Annotated in this window: 13 protein-coding genes and 8 pseudogenes; 11 read left to right on the top strand and 10 right to left on the bottom strand. The window is 58.0% G+C overall.

What is annotated here, in order from left to right; all coding sequences use genetic code 11:
* Nucleotides 1–155: 155 nt before the first annotated feature.
* The 6 genes and pseudogenes from X730_RS01000000164955 to X730_RS1000000167015 all read left to right on the top strand — a co-directional run.
* Nucleotides 156–820 (top strand): annotated as a pseudogene (locus X730_RS01000000164955) (helix-turn-helix domain-containing protein); the annotation flags it as partial.
* 221 nt (nt 821–1041) lie between these two features.
* Nucleotides 1042–1467, top strand: a complete 426-nt coding sequence (locus X730_RS1000000167020; RefSeq protein ID WP_245261447.1) for a 2-oxoglutarate and iron-dependent oxygenase domain-containing protein — start codon at nt 1042–1044, stop codon at nt 1465–1467.
* A gap of 140 nt (nt 1468–1607) precedes the next feature.
* On the top strand, nt 1608–3302 hold the full coding sequence (locus tag X730_RS136600) for a GMC family oxidoreductase N-terminal domain-containing protein (protein ID WP_023827667.1): 1695 nt from the start codon (nt 1608–1610) through the stop codon (nt 3300–3302).
* A gap of 322 nt (nt 3303–3624) precedes the next feature.
* Nucleotides 3625–5076: an aldehyde dehydrogenase gene (locus X730_RS136605; protein WP_196814855.1), complete on the top strand. Its 1452-nt coding sequence runs from the start codon at nt 3625–3627 to the stop codon at nt 5074–5076.
* Nucleotides 5077–6764: 1688 nt separating this feature from the next.
* Nucleotides 6765–6887: pseudogene (locus X730_RS136610) on the top strand (histidinol-phosphate transaminase); the annotation flags it as partial.
* Nucleotides 6888–6893: 6 nt separating this feature from the next.
* Nucleotides 6894–7455: pseudogene (locus X730_RS1000000167015) on the top strand (prephenate dehydrogenase/arogenate dehydrogenase family protein); the annotation flags it as partial.
* A gap of 11 nt (nt 7456–7466) precedes the next feature.
* Here X730_RS1000000167015 and X730_RS0134945 read toward each other — a convergent pair.
* A pseudogene (locus X730_RS0134945) lies at nt 7467–7667 on the bottom strand (transposase); the annotation flags it as partial.
* Here X730_RS0134945 and X730_RS0134940 point away from each other — a divergent pair.
* Nucleotides 7668–8369 (top strand): IS110 family transposase, encoded by a 702-nt coding sequence (locus tag X730_RS0134940; protein ID WP_081731686.1) that lies wholly within the window; start codon nt 7668–7670, stop codon nt 8367–8369. It begins immediately after the preceding pseudogene.
* Between the two features lie 568 nt (nt 8370–8937).
* Here X730_RS0134940 and X730_RS136615 read toward each other — a convergent pair.
* Nucleotides 8938–9399: pseudogene (locus tag X730_RS136615) on the bottom strand (transposase); the annotation flags it as partial.
* A gap of 81 nt (nt 9400–9480) precedes the next feature.
* On the opposite strand from X730_RS136615, the pseudogene X730_RS1000000167875 reads away from it, so the two are divergent.
* Nucleotides 9481–9580 (top strand): annotated as a pseudogene (locus X730_RS1000000167875) (prephenate/arogenate dehydrogenase family protein); the annotation flags it as partial.
* A gap of 3 nt (nt 9581–9583) precedes the next feature.
* Here the strand turns inward: X730_RS1000000167875 and X730_RS1000000167870 are convergent.
* Both X730_RS1000000167870 and X730_RS1000000167865 read right to left on the bottom strand, forming a co-directional pair.
* Nucleotides 9584–9900 (bottom strand): annotated as a pseudogene (locus X730_RS1000000167870) (transposase); the annotation flags it as partial.
* A gap of 435 nt (nt 9901–10335) precedes the next feature.
* Nucleotides 10336–10506, bottom strand: coding sequence for a hypothetical protein (locus tag X730_RS1000000167865; protein WP_023827658.1), 171 nt, complete (start codon nt 10504–10506; stop codon nt 10336–10338).
* 52 nt (nt 10507–10558) lie between these two features.
* Between X730_RS1000000167865 and X730_RS136620 the strand changes: the two genes are divergently transcribed.
* Nucleotides 10559–10768 carry a hypothetical protein gene (locus tag X730_RS136620; RefSeq protein ID WP_155922542.1) on the top strand — a complete coding sequence of 70 codons (210 nt, stop codon included), beginning with the start codon at nt 10559–10561 and terminating at the stop codon, nt 10766–10768.
* Between the two features lie 522 nt (nt 10769–11290).
* Here the strand turns inward: X730_RS136620 and X730_RS136625 are convergent.
* The 5 genes from X730_RS136625 to X730_RS1000000169140 form a co-directional block, all read right to left on the bottom strand.
* Nucleotides 11291–12298 (bottom strand): enolase C-terminal domain-like protein, encoded by a 1008-nt coding sequence (locus X730_RS136625; RefSeq protein ID WP_023827656.1) that lies wholly within the window; start codon nt 12296–12298, stop codon nt 11291–11293.
* Nucleotides 12299–13108: 810 nt separating this feature from the next.
* Nucleotides 13109–13960, bottom strand: a complete 852-nt coding sequence (locus X730_RS136630; protein ID WP_023827655.1) for an SDR family oxidoreductase — start codon at nt 13958–13960, stop codon at nt 13109–13111.
* A 476-nt stretch (nt 13961–14436) separates the two neighbouring features.
* Nucleotides 14437–14748 (bottom strand): hypothetical protein, encoded by a 312-nt coding sequence (locus X730_RS1000000168900; protein WP_023827654.1) that lies wholly within the window; start codon nt 14746–14748, stop codon nt 14437–14439.
* Between the two features lie 48 nt (nt 14749–14796).
* Complete coding sequence (locus tag X730_RS1000000169145) at nt 14797–15072, bottom strand: lyase family protein (protein WP_280816306.1); 276 nt, start codon at nt 15070–15072, stop codon at nt 14797–14799.
* Nucleotides 15073–15127: 55 nt separating this feature from the next.
* Nucleotides 15128–15268, bottom strand: coding sequence for a lyase family protein (locus tag X730_RS1000000169140; RefSeq protein WP_280816295.1), 141 nt, complete (start codon nt 15266–15268; stop codon nt 15128–15130).
* Between the two features lie 1066 nt (nt 15269–16334).
* On the opposite strand from X730_RS1000000169140, the gene X730_RS0134930 reads away from it, so the two are divergent.
* Both X730_RS0134930 and X730_RS136635 read left to right on the top strand, forming a co-directional pair.
* A complete protein-coding gene (locus X730_RS0134930; RefSeq protein ID WP_031197471.1) occupies nt 16335–17807 on the top strand; it encodes an NAD-dependent succinate-semialdehyde dehydrogenase in 1473 nt (490 codons plus the stop codon).
* A gap of 13 nt (nt 17808–17820) precedes the next feature.
* Nucleotides 17821–19224: an aspartate aminotransferase family protein gene (locus tag X730_RS136635; protein ID WP_023827652.1), complete on the top strand. Its 1404-nt coding sequence runs from the start codon at nt 17821–17823 to the stop codon at nt 19222–19224.
* Between the two features lie 288 nt (nt 19225–19512).
* Here X730_RS136635 and X730_RS1000000168895 read toward each other — a convergent pair.
* Nucleotides 19513–20108, bottom strand: a pseudogene (locus tag X730_RS1000000168895) (IS5 family transposase); the annotation flags it as partial.
* Nucleotides 20109–20194: the final 86 nt, after the last annotated feature.

Below are 20194 nucleotides of genomic sequence, written 5' to 3'. Positions count from 1 at the left end.
TCTGACGATGAGCGCGGCGACAATCGACCGTGTTCTTGCGAATGTCGGGAAAATTGAGAAACTGACCCCTGACGAAAGGAAGAACTGACCCCCTCGGCTATGAGAGGAGGCATGGATGACGATTGGGATTTCGGATTTCTGCATTGTCGAGAACGATGCAGGTAAAGGATAGAGGGGCTGCTTCAGCCTGAAGAGGTGGCAGCGATGCTGCGGCTGCATGAGCTTGGCTGGGGAGCGAAGCGACTGGCGAAGGAATTCGGGTGCGCGCAACACGGTGCGTCGGTATCTACGCGAGGGCGGGATTGTTCCGTTTCGCAAGCCTGTGCGGCCGACCGCGTTTGACGGGTCAGACGATTGGCTGCGGGAGCGCTTGTTCCGCCATGGCGGCAATGCCGATGTGGTGCGCCAGGAACTGGAGAGCGAACACGGGATCGTCATAGGGCTTCGTTCGGTGGAGCTTCGGCTGCAGCATTGGCGTCGGGAGTTGAGGGCGCAGAAGCGCGCGACGGTTCGGTTTGAGACGGCGCCGGGACATGAGATGCAGATCGACTTTGGCGACACGCGGGCGTGGATCGGCGGCGAGCGTGTTCGGGTGCACCTGTTTGTAGCAACGCTGGGTTACTCGCGTCGGCTGCATATCCGTCTCTCGCTTCGGGAGCGCCAGGCGGACTGGTTCGAGGGGGTGGAAGGAGCCTTCCTTCGCTTCGGCGGGGTCCAGCAGAAGTACTGTTCGACAACCCGTGCGAAGGCGCTGGTCGAACACGATGTGGCGACGCGGGAGGTGCAGATCAATGTGCGGCTGCACGCCTTTGCCCGGTACTGAGGATTTATGCCGCGGGCTTGTGCGCCCTACCGGCGATACAAGTGAACTCTGAGCTCCTTCAAATATTAAAGTACGAATAAAAGTACATAATAAAAATTCACTAAGTCTGGAGCGATGAACGCTTGTTGTATGGGTCAATATTTGCTATTTCGAAATGGCGTCAGCTGACCGCGCAAATTTTAGAAGTAAATCTCGCGCTCGCTGTAGGTCGGGAACCGGTGTGCGCTCTTTCTACACAAAACGAAACGGGAATTCATGCGTTGACCACGCTGCCACAAGTCTCACTTGCTAAGTTGGCGGCAGCCGACGCAACACAAAAGGAAGAGCGTGCCTGCCTTCGCACAGTTTGTCAGGATCATGGCTTCTTCTATCTTGTCCAGCAAGGCATCGCGAAAGAACGAATCATAGAAGAGATCCAGAGTTCCCGACATTTCTTCGCGTTACCCCAGCCGGTTAAGGAACGCTGTGGTTTTGGCTGCCAAGTTGTATATCCCTCTCTCGCCCGTGGTTGCAGTCCATTGCACGGCGAATTACTACATCGTGAGCCTGACCCTGATGCAAAGATCTCCACGTCAATCTGGGCGATATTCTTCAGGCCTTTAGCGACCACCCTTCAAGAGTGCCCAGCACCGAGTCGAGCATAATACGACCGGATCTACTGCCCTTCTTAACGCCGCGAGAGAAAAATTTTGAGTTTATGCGGCAGCGAGATGCACGATGGCGCCGCTCCTTCATACGCGTGACCAGGTGCGCTCTCAGCCCTCGCCTGACTGAAAGGTATCATATGATGTTCGACTACGTGGTTGTTGGCGGTGGCTCCTCTGGTTGCGTCATGGCGAGCAGACTTTCTGCCGATGGAAGTCGCGTGCTGCTCGTCGAGGCTGGTCCTGATACGCCGTCGAGCGCCGTCCCTGACGACATTCTCGATGCCGATCCTACTCGCGCCTACTTCAATCCCCATTATCAGTGGTTATCCCTCAAAGCGACCTTGGTGCGAGACGGGCGAAAGGCAGTTCACTACGAGCAAGCACGGGTTATGGGCGGCGGTTCCAGCATAAATGCCCAAGTGGCCAACCGCGGTGGCCCTGGAGACTACGACGAATGGGCCTTGAACGGTGCTGGAGGCTGGAATTGGGAAGAGGTTCTGCCCTACTTCCGTCGCCTCGAAACCGATTTGGATTTCGATGGCGAATTTCACGGCAAGGATGGTCCGCTGCCGATAAGGCGTGTTCGGCAATCCGAATGGTCAGGCTTCGTCCAGGCTGTATCGAAGGCGTATGAGGCTTCCGGCATTCATTTCAGGCCCGATTTTAACGGCGAGTTCGGGGATGGATATTCCGTTGTGCCTTTAACTAACTGCGATGGTCATCGGGCATCCACGGCAATGGCCTACCTGACCGACAGCGTGCGTGCGCGGCCCAATTTGAAAATTTTACCGAATACGACGGCGGTGCGTCTTATCTTTTCCGGACCGACCGTCACGGGCGTGGAGACGGAAAACAGCTCTGGCCGGCAGACCTACCAGGCTTCGACCGTGGTTCTCTGCGCTGGAGCTCTCCATTCACCAACCATCTTGATGCGCTCCGGGATCGGTTCGGCCGAACAACTCACAAACCTTGGCATCCCAGTCATTGCAGACGTGCCGGGAGTTGGCCAAGGCCTTCAAGAGCACCCGGGGATCGCGATCTCGGTCTATCTGGAGCGGAACAATCGCATGGCACGCAATGTGAGTGGTCACATCCAGATGCATGCGCGATACTCCTCAGGGTACGACAGGTGTCCTTCGACGGACATGGCCATCTCTACGGTTGCCAAGTCGGCTTGGCATCCGCTCGGGAAACGTCTTGGCTCACTTTTCCTGTGGGTCAACCGTAGCTACTCCACAGGAACCGTGACGCTGAAGCATCGCTCTCATGTCATAGAGCCCGAGGTGGATTTCAATTGGTTGAGCGACAAGCGGGACATCGAGCGACTGAAGGGTGGCTTTCGATTCCTAGCGCATTTGCTGAAGCAGAAGCCGCTTTCGGCGGCCGCACTCGATCCGTTTCCATCGGCTTGGAATTGGCGCGCCAAACAGGCCAGCAAAATCAATCGCGTCAACTACGCACTGACATCAGCGCTGGCTGTTCTTATGGACACTTCTCCGCGTTTGCGCCGCCACCTCGTGAAGCGTGTCATCACGAATGGTCAAACCATTTCGAATCTGCTCGACAACGAGGAACGTCTGGATCTCTTCGTCCGTCGAAACGTGGCGGGCAGTTGGCATCCGACATCGAGCTGCCGGATGGGGGCAATCTCGGATCGTTTGGCTGTGACGGATTCGTCAGGTCGCGTCCGCGGCGTTTCCGGTGTGAGAATCGCCGACGCCTCGGTGATGCCGTTCTGCCCTCGGGCCAACACGAACATCCCCACGATTATGGTGGCTGAGAAGATCGCTGACACGATTTTGAAAGGGCGTGGCACGACAAACACAGGGTAGCTCCGAGACGATAACGCGGAAGCCGGTATCCAACGCGCTGATGAGAGTCTGGTCAAGCGTGTTCTCTGCTCCCACCCGGCCCTGTGCAGCCCGTGATGCAATACTCCGGTAGATGTCGAACAGTGTCTCGCCGAAGCGGTGGCTGTAGCCTGTAAAGTAGACAAGGTGAGCCGTTGAATCGCGGCGTTGTCGCTGGGTCCAAAAAACCGCGCCGAAACGGGTCGCAGCATCGAGGTCCAGGCGTAGCAAACGCGTCTCCCTCCAGGATCAACACCGTGGCAAGAAGCATAGAAGCGAAAAGAGGAAAGTGGATACAAACGGAATGGCCGGACTCATGAATGGGGAGCACGTCGATATTTACGTGAACGGGAAGCTCCGACCGGCCCATTCGCGGACCAGGATCCCAGTCGTAAATCCGGCGGATGAGCAAGAGTTTGCGTTGATACCCGACGGCGACAAGGATGACGTTTGCGCCGCAGTAGAGGCAGCGCGGGAAGCGTTCGAGAAATCCGGTTGGCCGCAGTTGCCGCCATCGAAACGAGCCAACCATTTGCACAAGCTCGCCCGAGCCATCGAGAAGCGCGCGGAGCAACTCGGCGCGATTGTCACCGCGCAGATTGGGATGCCCCTTACGATTTCCGTGCTGTCTAATGGGGTCGGCACATCCAGGTACTACGACTACTATGCGGAACTCGCTGATCAGCTCGAAGTTGAGTCCGAGCGCTTCGGACACGGATTGCGAACGATCGTTCGGAGAGAGCCGGTGGGTGTCGCCGGACTGATCGTCCCGTGGAACGGTCCGCAGGGAGCAATTGCGTGGAAGCTGGCGCCCGCGTTGGCCGCTGGCTGTACGACGGTCATAAAGCCGTCACCGGAAGCGTCGCTGGACTCCTACCTGCTTGCCGAAGCCTTGGACGAGGCGGGCATTCCGCCAGGTGTTGTGAATATCGTCTTCGGAGGACGTGAGACGGGGTCGTTGCTGGCGTGTCATCCTGGCGTCGACAAGGTGTCATTTACCGGATCGACGCGCGCGGGGCGCCAAGTAGCGCTGGCTTGTGCAGAACGCTTCGCGCGCCTCACGCTGGAGCTTGGTGGCAAATCGGGAGCGCTGCTACTCGACGACGCCGATCTCAACACCTTCCTTCCACTAGTGGCATCCACGTGCATACCGTTCAGCGGTCAAATTTGTCACGCCCTCACTCGTGTGATTGCTCCGCGCGCACGTTACGAGGAAGTGGTAGACGGGATCGCAGCCAAGATAGCCGGCCTTGTCGTGGGACACCCGCTCGATCCCGCGACGCAGGTCGGGCCACTCGTGGCGAGGCGTCAGCGAGATCGCGTCGAGGAATACATCGCATCTGGATGCCGAGAAGGTGCGCGAGTCGTGACCGGTGGGGGTCGGCCGGAGGGCTTGGATGCCGGATACTATATTCAGCCGACAGTCTTCCGTGACGTGGACAGCGCGATGAGTATCGCTCAGCAGGAGATTTTCGGGCCGGTGATATCGGTCATCCCATACGACAACGATGAGGAGGCGCTCGCGATCTGCAACGGTACGACATATGGGCTTGGCGGTGCGGTGTTTACGTCTAACCCGCAACGGGGAATGGCGATTGCGCGCCGAATTGCGGCTGGCGTTGTCGGCATCAACCGTTACACGCTCCACATCGATGCGCCCTTCGGTGGGGTCAAGGGTAGCGGTCTTGGCCGTGAACTAGGGCCAGAGGGGCTGGCGACTTTTCTTGAAACCAAATCCATTTTACCACCCTCGTAATTGCAGTAGTTCATTGTTGCACAAATGCACGTGTTGTGAATTATCAACTATCCAACCGGCTGAAGCTGGGACTGTCAGCCCAAACGCGAGTTTTGGCCAACAAACGGGCGCAAGCCCACTCGTTCATCGCCTTAACCGTGCTCGTCAACACCCCTTGCACGTACATCTCCACCAGCGCCGATACAACGCCTTCTCCGAGCGCTGGTATCGCTCCACCAGTTTCACGAGAATCGCCCGGCCCGATCCTGCGAACCCGAGCTCCAGTACGCCAACCCGCTTCACAACCTTGCGTTCTTAGTAGCCGGACCGATAGCCGATCCGCTCCACCCTCCGCTCCCCCTTTTTCGGCCCCAAGCGCCTCCGTCCCCTCGGCTTCCAGAACCTCCTGCACCACGGTCTGCAAAACCTACGAAAGCCGTCCTTATCGACAGCAGCAACGCTTTCAACTCTGACCCACTCAGCTTAACTTGCCGATTGGTCATGGTACTTCCCCTTCCGTGAATCGGTGATCGCAACGTCACCAGAGTGGCGTGACGGCCACTCGCTTCAGAGTCAGCGCCGGCCTCTCTTCAGAGCTTGTCGCAGAACCGTCAGAACAACATCTCTTGGAATGCACCATATGTGTTTGCGTCGCGGCTTGAGATCGGGTCTCGCCCAAGCGCCGGCGCACTATCTCACGCAACAACTGCGGAAGACCGTGGAGAGGAGGATCTGTGCTGCTTGAGCTTGCGCGCAGTTGCCTGCCGCTTCGTAGCATCGCCTGTAGGTTAGTGGCGTCAGGCTGGTCGAGATCGACGCGATAGCATGCATTCGTCGGATGCCTTCCTTTCCAGAGGTTCCGCAAGCATCGGAAAATACTCAACCTGAAGAAAAATAGTTGAAGGAAAGCCGCCAACTCGAAAAGCAGGGCCAGCACCTCGCCTCGTTTGGGCGGACCTACGGCGTGTCAACGCTCGCTCGCCGGCCGAACGCAACATTCAGCGCTTGTTCGGGATCACTGCGTCTTCCGTCAATCAAAATGGAACTCACCCGGCAGCGCGCTGGATTGATCCGCAGGCAACCGGACCTCGCGCGCAGTATTGAACTCGTCGAACTTGAGTTCACCAAGCTCCAACCCGTCGAAGGGTCAATTCCTCTGTGCAGTAGGCGGTAGTGTCCTTTGAACTTCGCACCCACCAAAATTCGACCCGTGCCACACGCCGGCGATCGAACCGTTGCAACAAACCCGTCAAATAAATTTGCAGACCTTTGCGACCGCCAATCGTTGACAAATGATACATTCATCGCAAGGTCTGAGAGGCACTTGCGGAAACAGCTTATGCGGATTTGCGCACAGCCGTACAGCACGGACAGTCTGGAGATGGCAAGAAGCGCGCTAATTCTGCTTGAAGGCACAAGGAGCAATGGGCTACTATAGGTCCAAGCGGCCCAGGGCAGCCGAGGCAATACTTCAGCGCGCCGTCGACTTGATCGATTGGTCCATCACACCATTTCCGACCGTGGGCGGATAGGGACATATCCGGCCCTCACCTCCCCGCACCTGCGCCAGCGGCGGAGGTATGAAGTGATGGTTGCTGAACATCGGTGCAATCGAGCGCAGGAGGGACAGGTTCTTCTGACGGATCGTCAGCGTGCATAAGATCAAGCTGCATGTCCGCAAGCGGGTCGAACAATTATCGTATGGCGCGCGGGGCTATATCCTGCGGCGCGTCACCGGCTACGGCTTTCCGAATGCTCCGCGCATGACCATTGGCACCGAAGAGGCCAATCGCGGTCTCATTGCAGCGCTCACGACATTCCTGAAAGGCTAGAGCACCATGACATCACCGATGTTCGAAAAGGTCGCGCTGGTCGGTATCGCCTGATCGGCTCGTCGCTGGCCCGCGTTGTCCGCCGCGAGGCTCTGGCTGGCCAAGTAGCCATCGCGACGCGCAGCCCGGCAACACTGGCGAGAGCGAAGAACTCGGTCTCGGCAATCCTACACCACCGACGCAAGCGAAGCAGTTCGCGATGCCGATCTCATCATCGTTTCGGTGCCGGCTCTTCAGGCACGGTCGCCTGAGATAGCACCGGCGCTGAAGGGCGCCATCCTCACCAATGTCGACTCGACAAAGGCGTCCGTCATCGCGCAGATGCAGCCGCACGTGCTTGATGGCGTGCACTTCATTCCCGGCCATCCGCTCGCGGGCACCGAGAAGTCGGGGCCGGATGCCGTGTTCCCCGACCTGTTCGACAATCGCTGATGCATCTTCACGCCGCTGCCGGACACCCGATCGGGATGCGCTGGAGAGGCTTTCCTAATTCTGGCGCTGGCGCGACCTCTGCCTGCACAACAAGGACGCCATCTTCGAAATGCTGGCGCGGTTTTCCGAGGATCTAGAGCACGTCCTGTTTAATCCTGCGGCTTTGAAGTAGTTGGCACATTCGGCTGGGGTGAAGAGGTCGACGACCGCGCCGACCGCGTCCCACAAAGCCTTGATGGTTCTCTCGGTCTTTGCTCGCAGCAGCGCGTTGAGTTTGGCGAAGGCGTTCTCAATCGGATTGAAGTCTGGACTGTAAGGCGGCAGGTAGAGCAGGCTCGCGCCTGCGGCGTGGCGGTGAAGAGCGAAGAGCAACAGGCCGCGGCCATTGTGTTCCGCGTCCGCGATCTTGTGGTTCGCCAGCGGACTCAGACGATCAATGCAATACGCGGCCATCTTGCGGAATTTGGACTTGTGGCTGCGCAAGGCCTCTTCCACGTCACTAAACTTGTTACGGCGATCGAGCAGATGGACCCTACTGTCCCCGAAGCCGCCGGCCCGATCCTGTCTTTACTCGTTGAGCAATTGCGGTCGCTGGATGCGAGAGTGGCCGAGCTCGACCGAGAGATTGGCCGGCGCGCCAGAGAGGATGCGGAAGCCAAGCGCTTGATGACGATTCCCGGTATAGGACCGATCACCGCGACGGCGCTTGCCGCGTTGGCCCCGTCCGCTCAGACCTTCAAGACAGGCCGGGACTTCGCGGCATGGCTCGGACTAACGCCGCTGCAACGTTCTTCGGGCGGCAAGCAAAAGCTCGGCGAGACATCCCGCAGGGGCGAGCGAACCCTGCGACGGCTGCTGATAATTGGGGCCAGCGCCGCTGTGCGCTGGGCCATGCGGAAGGGGTCGACCGGGAATCCGTGGCTTTCGCGAATGCTTGAGCGCAAGCCACCCATGCTGGTCATCGTCGCCTTGGCCAACAAGACGGCGCGCATCGTGTGGGCATTAATGGCCAAAGGCGGAACCTATCGAACGCCGGCCATAGCAGGATAGTCCGCTCCTCGAGCAGGCTGCCATGGTGTGAGAAGGTCGAACGGAGAGTATGGCGCAACGGTCAACGAGACGGAATCGGGAAAACCAGATCATGGATACGCGCCTTGAGCGCGCCAGGTTGAATTGGACCCGATCCGCGAACTCCCATACGGGCCCGCGGCATGTGACAGCCGCAACAGAGGCCGGACACTTGAGCTTAGCCTGGTTCCTGCAGTTCCCGTGAAAGCCTATGTCCAACTCACGCCCCCTCTACGCCGGTCGCCGCCCGCCCGGTCATCAGGCACCCGGCGGACTTGTCCCAGGATGATGAGACGATCCTGGTTTCGACGACACTTAAGTTCATAACGACGCGTCTTCGGAGGGTTCACTTCGTTCGTCTTTCGGACATGCACCTGCTCGAATTTCGTCCGAACGTTTCATCCGACGCTCACCACCACGGCTCTTTACCGCAGCAGCTCGGACTGGTTTGAGACCCGCTCCTGAAAGCCGATCCCGGAGGGCCGTCCTCCATCATTCACGCAGCTTCACGTACGGGGTTAGTTCATACTGAACTCCTTCCGTGCCTCTGCAGCACACTCTCATCGATGAACACGAGCTTCGCCGGATCGAGGTCGAGCTGGCCGTCGAACCAGTCCCGGCGCCGCTTCAGAATGTCGGGGCGATCCTGCTCCAGTGCGTGCGCGGACTTTTTTCGGAATGTCCAGCCGTGGCCGCGAAGCCAGGCCCTCAAGGCGCTGCGGCTGATCCGCACCGACTGCTCGGCGACGAGCCGCTCCACCATCTCGTTCAGCGTGATGTCCTTGCGCTCCTTGATCAAGCCGACGATGAAGGCTTCATGCGCATCGAGGCTGGAGGCGCGGCGGCGGCCCTGCGGGCGTGGCGCCAGTTCGCCGATCTTCGCCCGCGCAATCCAGCGGATCGCGCTGGACACTCCCACGCCGAACCGCGCCGCCGCTTGCCGCGCCGACATGCCCTCATCCGAAGCGTTCAAGACCCGCGACCGAAGATCCACGCTAAATGCTCTTCCCATCGTCAACCTCCATCGAGCTGGACGTTGAATCAGCACAAAACGCAGCCGTCACATCACAATCGATTCATCAATCACAGTGCTCTAGCATCGCGGCAACGGGCGATCCGCTGGGGCGACGGCGAAAAACTGTTCGACCTATTCACCCCGCGCCGTCCGCCGTTCGATCATCGAGGCGGGCAGGACAGCGGCGCGGCAGGACTTCGAAGCCCTTGGCTTTGGCCGTCCGCTCGACAATCCCCAGGGTGAACGTGCCGTTCTTTTGCATCCCGCCCTTAAGCTTCGGTCCGGCATAACCGCCGTCGGCGAATAGGTGTCGCAGCCACGGCCAGCGTTCGAGAATGGTCATGAGGGCAGCCGGTGCGCCGTCTCGGTCTTGGATATCGGCGGCGTGGACCACGAGACCGACCATCAGGCCGATGTGTCGCAAACGATGCGCCCGTTGATCTTCTTTCCGGCGTCGAAGCTCCGAATTCCGCCGCTTTCCGTGGTCTTGACTGATTGCCTTCTCTAATTTCGACGGTTTGAAGTTCTCTCCGGGGTCGGCTCTCTGGCCCTGGCCCTCAATGGGATCCAGAAGAATGGAGTGGAACAATCTGTCGAGCGCCTTGATTGCCCGATGCTGGGGCACAAGCCAGCCAATCGACGAACTCACCTCATCCCCGTCCCGCGAATGACAGCTATTCCACCGTAGGTGAGAACTTGTGTAGCCTCGTCTGTCGGGGCGATGTTTCTCAAGTTTTCAGCCGGCGACCGGCATGATTTCCGTCCTGGCGTTCGCCCGACTCCCTGAGCACCAGCTAGCCCCAAGATCGGCCCGACCGCTCAGGAGTTCTTAAAGCGGGCCGGAATGTCGATCGTCGGGGTATAGGCCAGCGCAACCACAGCACCGACACCGGGAATCTTGCTCAGCCGGCGGCTCGTCGAATTCTGCGAGCATCAGAAGCTTGCAGCGCAGAGCGCCAAAGCGCTGGCGCAGCTTGTCGCGTCCAGCAGCGGATCAAAGATCTCGGCCAGATCGGGCATGCCTTCGGTGTACTCGCGGCTCCGGTCGTCAAACTTGACCGCACCGACCCTGCCGACCTTGATGGGGCCACCGGCGCCAAGCAAGCCGCTCGCTGCGCTACGGCGCTGTGAGCGGCGCGCTCGGCGCGCAGTCTGCTTGGCGCAGTGGCAAGCGGGACTGGCGGTGGAGTTGCTGGAGACGCGGCATGTCCGCGTGACCTCCAAGGCGACGCCGGTGAAGTCGCACCGCAATTACGCGCGTGGGATCGGGCAGCTGATGCGGCTTGGCTGGTTCCAACCGGTGCATTGCAAGTCGCTGGCCGCGCAAGAGATGCTGACGCGTGCAAGCTCATTCAATCGAAGCTGAGGGATCCCGAGAACAGTGTGCGCGGGATCTTGCGCGGCGGACGAGCGCGACTTCCTCGTCGTGAGCTGCGGGAGACGGGCGCAGATTTCCTTGACGGCCTTCTTTCCGGCATTGAGCGCAGATGCCGGCAAATGAAGGCGGTTATACTGACATCCGTGCGAGAGCCATGGTTCTATGTACATCGCCGCTCAAGCGCCGAATTGGTGGACCCGCTCCCTAAATTTCAGGTAGGGATTTCGGGGCAAAACGGTCAGGCCAAGGTGCCCGTGACCGCAACTAACTATACCTCCCCAACTCAGAGAAGGCGTTCCCTACACACCCGATCATTTAGCAGAGGTTACGACGACTGACCCTTTTACGGTGAATTTTTCGAGCGCGCTCTCGTCGATGTCCACTCCAAGGCCAACCCCGTGTGGCACCACCATTCGTCCATTGGAAATCACGAGCGGCTCTCGAACTATGTCTCCATCCATGAGGTACTTTGGAAGATAAAGATCGCAGGCATCTATTCCGTTGTTTACGCTAGCAGCTAAGTGTAGCGTCGCCGCACATCCTAGGCTTGTTTCGTTCATAGTAGAGAAATGGCAGTTGATGCCGGCCGCCTCGGCAATTCCANGTCGCCGCACATCCTAGGCTTGTTTCGTTCATAGTAGAGAAATGGCAGTTGATGCCGGCCGCCTCGGCAATTCCAGCAACTATTTTTGTCCTATACAGCCCTCCATGTTTAGAGAGTTTGAGGCAGAAGACCTTCGCCGCTGCGCGCGTGGACAGAGTGAACGCGTCATGCACGGTGAACAAGCTCTCGTCTGCAGCGATGGGAGCTGAGATCCTCGCGGACAAGTGTGTGAGGCCGTCGATGTTCCATCGAGGCAAAGGCTGCTCAATAAAGGTCGGCTCGATCTCACACGCGCGTTCAAGAACTCTTACCGCTTCCGACATCGATAGGCTCTGATTGTAATCGAGGCGGATATCGGTGATTGGGCCAGCAAGCTTCCGGAGTGCTCGTGCTCTCTCTAAATCTTCGGTGGGTGGCAACAGGCCCATTTTTATTTTGAAAGTGCCTATCCCGTCACGAAGCAAAGACTCCATTTCATTGACGTCGTGTGAGATGACCTGAGACCCTAGTGACTTGCTCAACCTGAACTGCGTTCGATGCGCGCCACCCAGCAACATGTAAACCGGCTGCCCCAGGGCTTTTCCGACTACGTCGTACAACGCCATGTCGAGCGCACTTTTAGAACAACCGCAGCCATGCACTAGTCCATCCATCTTGGAATGGATGAACCCGATTGCGACAGGATCTGCGCCTATCAACGCAGGAGCAAAGTTTTCGTCGACCGCCGATCTCGTGTCAGCCAACGTTTCGGTTACCACGGGCCAAGGCCCAGCTTCCCCAATACCAACAATACCGTCATCTGTATATATCCGCACGAAGACGTTCGCGATGCGGTCAATCGCACCGATCCCGGTCCGGACAACCTTTTTAACTGGAATCTCCAGGATTCTGCTTTCAATTCGCGCAATCTTCATTAATCGTTCCCTTCAAGTTCGCATCTTTATAGATGTTATATTGNAGGATTCTGCTTTCAATTCGCGCAATCTTCATTAATCGTTCCCTTCAAGTTCGCATCTTTATAGATGTTATATTGTTGCACCCGAGGGATGGCTTCTCAGCCTCACTGAAGGCGCAGAAGCCACGTTGCAATGGCTGTGCAAAACCAACAATGGGCGGCGCATCGCCGGGTAGAAGTTCACATATCAATGCCATCTATATGGCCGGCAACGCTAGCAGGTGTGAAAGACCTGCTTGGCTCGAAACGCCCCTTCGCGGAGCAGAATATCTGCATTTTTGTAGTCATCCGCGCACAATGCAGTTAAATGACAGTGAGTGCCCGCTCACGATCAGGCATTGATGGCCTGAAACAGAGCCTATTTGCAGCGAACCGTGACATGTTGATCTGACCAGGTGGCGGTGCGCAGAGGTTGGTGCGGATCGCCGCGCCTCAGACAGGCAGCGCTCATTCCGCAGATAATATCCAGTCCAGAAGCCAGTGATCGGCCTATGGCGCTTCGAGCGCTTAGCGACGATGAGGTCTGCGATCTGCGGCTCAACGGTTGGAGAACCGTGATAGGCGACGCGCCGAGTTTTTTGCCTGAACCGGGTGCCGATCCCGAAGTAGGCAATCAGTTCCGTGTGCGAGTAAATCTCCCTCCCAACTGGGTCGTACTGCAAGGCGGCAGCAGCGAGCCCTGTAAAGAACTCCAGATTTCGCGCTTTGTGCGCCGCAAGACCGGAGTTGATTTTCTGTTAAGTCTGCGTCACTGCGTCAGTCGCAGGAATTAAGTAACAATGCGACTGCTGCCCCCATCAATCGTGATAGTGGTTTCGTTCAGGTATGTTGCGCGACCGCCCACCATGAATGCGATCAGTTCCGCAAGCTCATTGGCCATTCCGATCCGTCCCAGGGGATTTGCGGTCGCAATCCGCCTAGTGGCAGACGGGAAATCAAGTCCCTCATTATTCATCAGGTCCTCAATTCTCGTGCGTACCCTGCCCGTATTAAAATAGCCTGGCGCTACAACGTTTACACGAACACCAGTCCCTGAAACAAAATCTGCGAGGTGCTTCGCTACTACTGCGATCCCGGCCCGCATGACATTAGACGCAAGCCGGTGATCTGTCGCTTCATGAACGCCGGTAGACGTAATGAAGATGATATCTCCTCCGTCCGACGCTTGCATCACCCTTGCTGCAGCTCGCGAAAGTCGGACCGCACTCATAAGCAACATGTCATAGGAGTGATCCCAATCACTGTCATTCAATGAGTCGATAGTTCCGTATGGCGCGTGACCAGAATTCACGACTAGGCAATCGAGCCCTCCCAGTAGCTCCAGTGTTCGATTGAACAGCATGTCCACATCCGAGCGTTGCGAAAGATCGGCGACTATGCCGTGAGCAACCAAGGATCTCGAATTGTCTTTTAGCTCATCGATAGCCGAATCCAATCTAGACTGCTCGCGACCACAGATGACCAATTGGGAGCCATCTTCCGATAGCTTTCTCGCGATCGCGAAACCCAGCCCCTTGCTGCCACCGGTAACGAGAACCTTGCGCCTACTTCTATCCATTCGATCCGTTTCCTCGTGCTGTTTCTCTGATTTGCGCGACCAGTCCATCTGCTCGGCAGACATGTGACTGCGAAGTCTTCGGCAATCCACGCCATTGAGCTTCGCAGTTATGTGCCCCATCACTGAGGGAAAGCGCTATCATTACGCGGTGGGCCACACAGTCCCCGAAGACTGCGCAGTATCGCGGCGCGGATCTTGTTGGCGACGAAAGCGCCGGATGAAACCCACAGTCAACGTTGGGTCATTCTCGGCCCGCTCCAGGGCGCGCCGACAGATCTTGTCGTGCAGCCTTGTTACCAATCCGTACCTTGAACTCGGTCCGAAACCCTTTTCGTAAAGATATTCACTCGGCGGTCATTCCACCTTACGCCCTATCTGGAAAGCCGCCACCCCGTCTGAGGGGCCGCTTATCTTCACAGACGCGAAGCTTCAAACACGGCTTGGCCAATAGACCGCCAGCGAGCAGGTCTACCCGCGATTCTGCTGCGCAAAAACTGGATTTATCAATCTCGGCATGCCAAATTTCAAGCCATTCGTAATCACGCTGGTCGGGTCAAAAGGTGGGGATCGGCGACCTGTGCGATTAGCTCGATCGGAAAGCTCCGGCTGGTCGTTAGAATTTCGCCAATGGTTTTGCCGGAAGCCAAGATCTCTTTGGCAAACAGTGCTGCCCGCTCGTGACCGATCGTAGGCATCAACACGGTTGCGACGGCGGTACTGGCTTCCAAGTGTTTCCAGCAGATCTCTGGATTTTGCAGTAATACCCCTACACATTTCATCCGCAACACATCAACGGCATTGATCAGAAGCTCCAGCGAATGCATGATGTTGTACGCGATGATCGGTTCCATCACGTTCAACTAAAGCTGGCCGGCTTCGGAGCAAGAGTGTTGGTAGGATCACTGGAAAGCCACCCGGTTGACCACTTCCGGTATAACGGGATTGACCTTTCCGGGCATGATCGACGACCCGGGCTGGAGCGGCGGCAATGGGATTTCGCACAGGCCGCCGCGAGGACCACTCGATAGCAGACGCCGATCGTTGCATATCTTCGATAGCTTGGTCGCCGTCCGCTTCAGCAGAGAAGAGCACGAGGCACCGGTATCCCGCTGGCTTCGACCAAATTTCCAGCCGGCAACAAACGCAAAGCCGGAAATCGCTTGCAACTCCGCAATAACTGCAGCCTGATAGTCCGCATTCGTATTGATACCCCTGCCAATCGCGGTGCCCCTAGATTGATTTCATGGAAGAAGGCGGCGATCTCCCGAGACGAGCTATATCTTCCCGCGGCGTCTTCGCGAAGGCCTGGAATTCCTGGCCCAGCGTCATCGGTACAGCGTCCTGCAACTGCGTGCGGCCAAGCTTGATCACATCCGAAAAGCTCTTGGCCTTGGCCTCGAATTGATCCGCGAGTGGCCGAATCTAGGAGGTCTGGTCTCCTCAGAAGCTGCAACCTAGCTAGTTTGTGAGAGAATTGCCCGGCTGTGTAGTGCCTCGCCGGCCAACACTCAATGATTGCCTTTCATCCGTGCCGAGGTGGTTATGCCTGATAAGCTGTCGTCGGGACCTCTATCCCCGACAATTAGATCGAGCGAAGCTAGGGGGGCCGTGCGGCAGCTGCGTCGCGAGCACCGGAAGGCAGTAGCTAGTCTAAGCAGGGTTGATGCCCTTGAACGACAATCGGCGTCGGCCGGTTGCGGAGTCGGGTGTATTTACCTTCCTGCCTTTCGACGGGAAGCCGACTCCTACTCGAAACCTGCGTAGGAAAAGGAATATTCTCATTGTCCATCTCGTATCCACGATCTGCTCCCCCTGTTGCTGGACGAGGTCAGGCATTTCTCCATCGAAGAGCTTCGGTTCAAAGAGCTAACATGCCTAAGAAGGCTGTTTCAGTGGACATTCCCACTCCAGGCAAAAAAGCCTGCGTTGTTGGGAGCGTTGCACAGTTTCGCGCCCGTTTGCAGGATATTTATCCCATAGTGAGGTACTCGGACCGAACCTGAATCGAGCCAGCGGCCCGGCCGTTTCGAAAGACCATGTTCGCGGCCCGGCATCGCGATAGAGCATCGACTGGGGTCGTCAGGTCACATGAATTTCTTTCCGCGCGGCGCTCCATGGCCCGTGTGCTAGCCTTTGACAAAGACCTTGGAAGGCCTGGAACAACAGGCCCGCGGATGGGCGTATTGTACGACTTCTGCGTGGCCATGCGTGTCGCGTCGTCACCTTCCTGCCCGCCGCTTCCCTAACATCAAACCGAGCTCGCGTGCCTGTCGCAGGCCAGTGGCATTTCAATTTCCGAGTCGACGAGTGAAGAAATACCTCAGTAGAATGGCATCAATCGCAGGAGAACTGCTTTAAGGGGGTCACCTGCGTTGCCGATCGACGTTTTAGGAGGCGTAGCCTGACGGAAAGTCGAACGTTAGCATTGGAGTTACAAATGAAAGGCCTCGCAAGCGCTGCATTGGCGAACCTCAAACGGCCAGACCTTTTGCAAACACGCGCTCATTTGAATGGTGCGTGGCTCTCAAAACAGGAAACACTGGCGATCGTCGGTCCCGCGACCGGCGAAGAGTTGATAAAAGTAGCGGCTTGCGAACGGTCAGATGTCGACAACGCTGTTTCCGACGCAAGAACCGCCTTCGTGCGGTGGCGCGATGTCCTGCCTTCCGAACGTGGCGCACATCTGCGGAGGTGGGCAGCAGGCATGCGCGAAAACGTAGAAGATTTAGCTGTCATCCTCACCTGCGAACAGGGGAAACCACTAGCCGAAGCAAGATGTGAAATTGCATACGCCGCTACCTTTCTCGATTGGTTTGCAGCGGAGGGCGAGCGGTCCTACGGCGAAACCATCCCCAGCCATTTACCCGGATGTCGCCTGAGCGTAGATATGCAGCCGATCGGAGTGACCGCTGCAATCACTCCATGGAATTTTCCTTCGGCGATGATCACCAGAAAAGTAGGGGCTGCCCTGGCCGCTGGGCGCACCATAATCGTAAAGCCCGCGCCTGAAACGCCCTTGTCGGCCCTCGCACTTGCCCGTCTTGCCGAAGAGGCGGGGCTTCCTGCCGGGGTGTTTCAAGTCATAACGGGCGAGGCACCTCCGCTTGCAAAGAGGCTGTTAGAGCATAGCGACGTTCGGGCATTCTCTTTCACGGGTTCAACCCAGGTCGGTCGAATACTGCTCGAACAATCTGCGAAAACCGTGAAAAGAGCTTCGCTCGAACTTGGTGGCAACGCCCCCTTCATACTTTTCGCCGACGCGCCGATAGAGGCGGCGGTCGAAGGGTGCATGTCAGCCAAATTCGCGACGTCTGGTCAGGACTGCCTGGCGGCAAACAGGATCTACGTGCAGGAGCGCCTCTATGAGCGCTTCGTAGAAGAATTCGCAGCCGCCAAACTGAAAGTCGGGCACGGATTGGAACCTGGGGTCGAAATCGGTCCAATGACCAAGGCGTCCGTAGCCGAAAAATATTGCCAGCAGGTTTTCGACGCTCTTTCTAGCGGTGCTCGCATGGCGCTCGGGGCACAGGAGAGCCAACTTGGCGGCAATTTCGTGACGCCGACAGTGCCCGCCGATGTGACTGACGATGTGCGGGTAGCAAAGGAAGAGACCTTTGGTCCCGTAGCTGCGATCCTCCCCTTCGTCGACGAGGAGGAAGTGCTCTCCCGGGCGAATAACTCGGAAATGGGCCTAGCGGTGTATGTCTATACGCGAGACCTCAACCGCGCCATGCGCCTGGCTGACCGGCTTGAATACGGCATGGTCGCGGTGAACACGCCCAAATTTACCGGGGCGCCTATCCCGTTCGGGGGATGGAAGCAGTCCGGCTTGGGGCGCGAAGGCTCAAAGCACGGCATCGCAGAGTACCTGGAGCCCAAATACACATGTTTTGGCAATCTCGCAGCATGAAAGGACGCAGCTAATGACCATGAATATCAAAGAGATATGCGAGAAGGATAGAAGTAGCGTCTTGCATCCTTTCACGCAGCTAAGGGATTTTGCCACCGGCAAACTCGGCGACCCGACCATTGTCGAGACGGGACAGGGCATTCGAATTCAGGACGCCAACGGCAATTGGTTTATCGATGGATTCGCCGGTCTTTATTGCGTAAATGTCGGCTATGGTCGCACCGAAGTTGCTGAAGCGATTTCGCGTCAAGCTTTCCGTTTGGCATATTATCATTCCTATGCTGCGCATACGACGGACGAACTCGCGATTCTTTCCGATCGCCTTGTCAAGATGGCACCGGGAAAGATGAGCAAGGTTTTCTATGGTATGTCGGGCTCGGATGCGAACGAGACCCAAGCAAAGCTGGTCTGGTACTACAACAACCTGCGCGGCAAGCCGAGCAAGAAGAAGATTATCTCCCGTGAACGGGGCTATCACGGATGCAGCGTAGTCTCCGGCTCGATGACCGGGATGAGCTTTTACCACGACCATATGGACCTGCCGCTCCCGCAGATCGTTCACACAGGTGTTCCGCATCATTACTGGGGCGCAAACCCGGGCGAGACCGAACGCGAGTTCTCAACGCGGCGTGCCGAGGAGCTCGATCAGCTGATCGAGCGCTTGGGGCCGGACAATGTCGGCGGCTTCATCGGCGAGCCGGTGCTCGGCACTGGTGGCATTACGCCTCCGCCAGAAGGTTATTGGGCGGCAATCCAAGCCGTGCTTAAGAAGCATGATGTTCTGCTCATTGCCGATGAGGTGATCACCGGTTTCGGTCGAACAGGCTCCATGTTCGGATCGCAGCACTATGCCATTGAGCCAGACCTCATAACGGTCGCGAAGGGTCTGACCTCGGCTTATTTTCCGCTTTCAGCGGCAATCGTTGGTGAGAAGGTATACAAGGTCCTGGAGGACGGGGCAGACAAGGTCGGCGCATTCTCCCACGGCTACACTTATTCAGGTCATCCGATTGGGGCTGCCGCGGCCAACGCGGTTCTCGACATTGTCGAGAAAGAAAACCTCCCCGCGAATGCTCGTGAGGTAGGTGCCTTCTTCCAGGCGCAGTTGAAGGAGAAATTTGCGCAGTTGCCAATCGTCGGCGAAGTGCGGGGCGTTGGCTTGATGGGCGCAATCGAATTCGTCGCCGATCGCGACAACAGGAAACGTTTCGATCCGACACTCAAGGTCGGCGCGCGCATCTCCAAGGCAGCACGCGAGCGCGGCCTCATCGCGCGCGCCATGCCCCATGGTGACATTCTGGGCTTTGCCCCAGCGCTCGTGACAACGAAGGCTGAGGTCGAGGAGATTATTGCGATCGCTGAAAGCGCCGTCCGCTCGGTCATGGACGACCTCACGCGAGATGGCCTCAATATTTGAGGCGGTCGGCAACAGGACTCGATCAGCCGAGCATCTGAGGAAGTCGTGAGATTGTGCGACACTGCAAATCCGCACCCCCCTCAATGCCGCCAAGGCCGCGGTGGCTATGACTTTGGGTGGCGGCTTTCTGCGGTGGGTTTCGGCGGCGTTGCCTGAGCGCCGCCACGAGAGACCGGGGCGAAATCGTTAAGAAGCTCGAACCTGCCCACCAAACCCGGCAAGCTCGTGAAACAGATTGAGACGCCTCGCTCTCCTAACCCCATCGTGCGGCGGCCAGAGCGCCGAATTCCAGATGCGATTGTCCTTGGGCGGGCTGTTGGCGAAAGCTCCTCGGTCGCCGATCTGCTGGCGTATGGCGTTGCTGTCGTAGCCCTTGTCGGCGTTGACGAGGCCGGTATCTGGCAACTGTTCAGGCAGGGCTTCGCCTGCCTTGCAGTAGGCGACGTTGCCGCCCGTCAGCATGAAGGCAACAGGCCGCCGCAGCCCGTCGGTCAGAGCGTGGATCTTGGTGGTACGGCCGCCACGCGAGCGGCCTATGGCTTGGCCGCACTCCCCCCTTTACCGCCCGCTGCGCAGCGATGTGCCCGCACGGCTGAGGAGTCAATGAGTATCTGCGCGGGCGGTCCTCCGGCACTGGCGAGCGCACGGAAGATGTCGCTCCATACGCCCTTAGCGGCCCAGCGCTGGAAACGGTTGTAGAGTGTCTTCCTCGGACCGTAGACCTCAGCCGCATCGACCCAGCGCCCGCCGCTCCTGATGACCTGGACAATGCCGCTGATCACCCGGCGGTCATCAACCCGCGGCTACCCTCGCGTGTCGGTGGGAAGATACGCCTGCAACTTGGCCAACTGCTCCTCCGTCAGCCAGAAATAGTCCCGATTCATCAATGATCTCGCCGTGATAGCGGCGCAATGCTGCGCTCGCCGCCGATTTTTCGGCCTTGGGCCGGCCGCACGAGCTGGTAGAGCTC

This window comes from Mesorhizobium sp. L103C131B0 (assembly GCF_000502275.1).
Taxonomy (GTDB): domain Bacteria; phylum Pseudomonadota; class Alphaproteobacteria; order Rhizobiales; family Rhizobiaceae; genus Mesorhizobium.
The sequence above is the reverse complement of the archived record's forward strand: the minus strand, read 5'-3'. Positions and strand labels throughout refer to the sequence as shown.

Excerpts from the sequence above, each read along its gene's own strand:
- X730_RS136635 (WP_023827652.1), top strand. The coding sequence starts at position 17,821 with ATGACCATGAATATCAAAGAGATATGCGAGAAGGATAGAAGTAGCGTC.
- X730_RS136605 (WP_196814855.1), top strand. The coding sequence starts at position 3,625 with ATGGCCGGACTCATGAATGGGGAGCACGTCGATATTTACGTGAACGGG.
- X730_RS136600 (WP_023827667.1), top strand. The coding sequence starts at position 1,608 with ATGATGTTCGACTACGTGGTTGTTGGCGGTGGCTCCTCTGGTTGCGTC.
- X730_RS136630 (WP_023827655.1), bottom strand. The coding sequence starts at position 13,960 with ATGTCTGCCGAGCAGATGGACTGGTCGCGCAAATCAGAGAAACAGCAC.
- X730_RS0134930 (WP_031197471.1), top strand. The coding sequence starts at position 16,335 with ATGAAAGGCCTCGCAAGCGCTGCATTGGCGAACCTCAAACGGCCAGAC.
- X730_RS1000000168900 (WP_023827654.1), bottom strand. The coding sequence starts at position 14,748 with ATGGAACCGATCATCGCGTACAACATCATGCATTCGCTGGAGCTTCTG.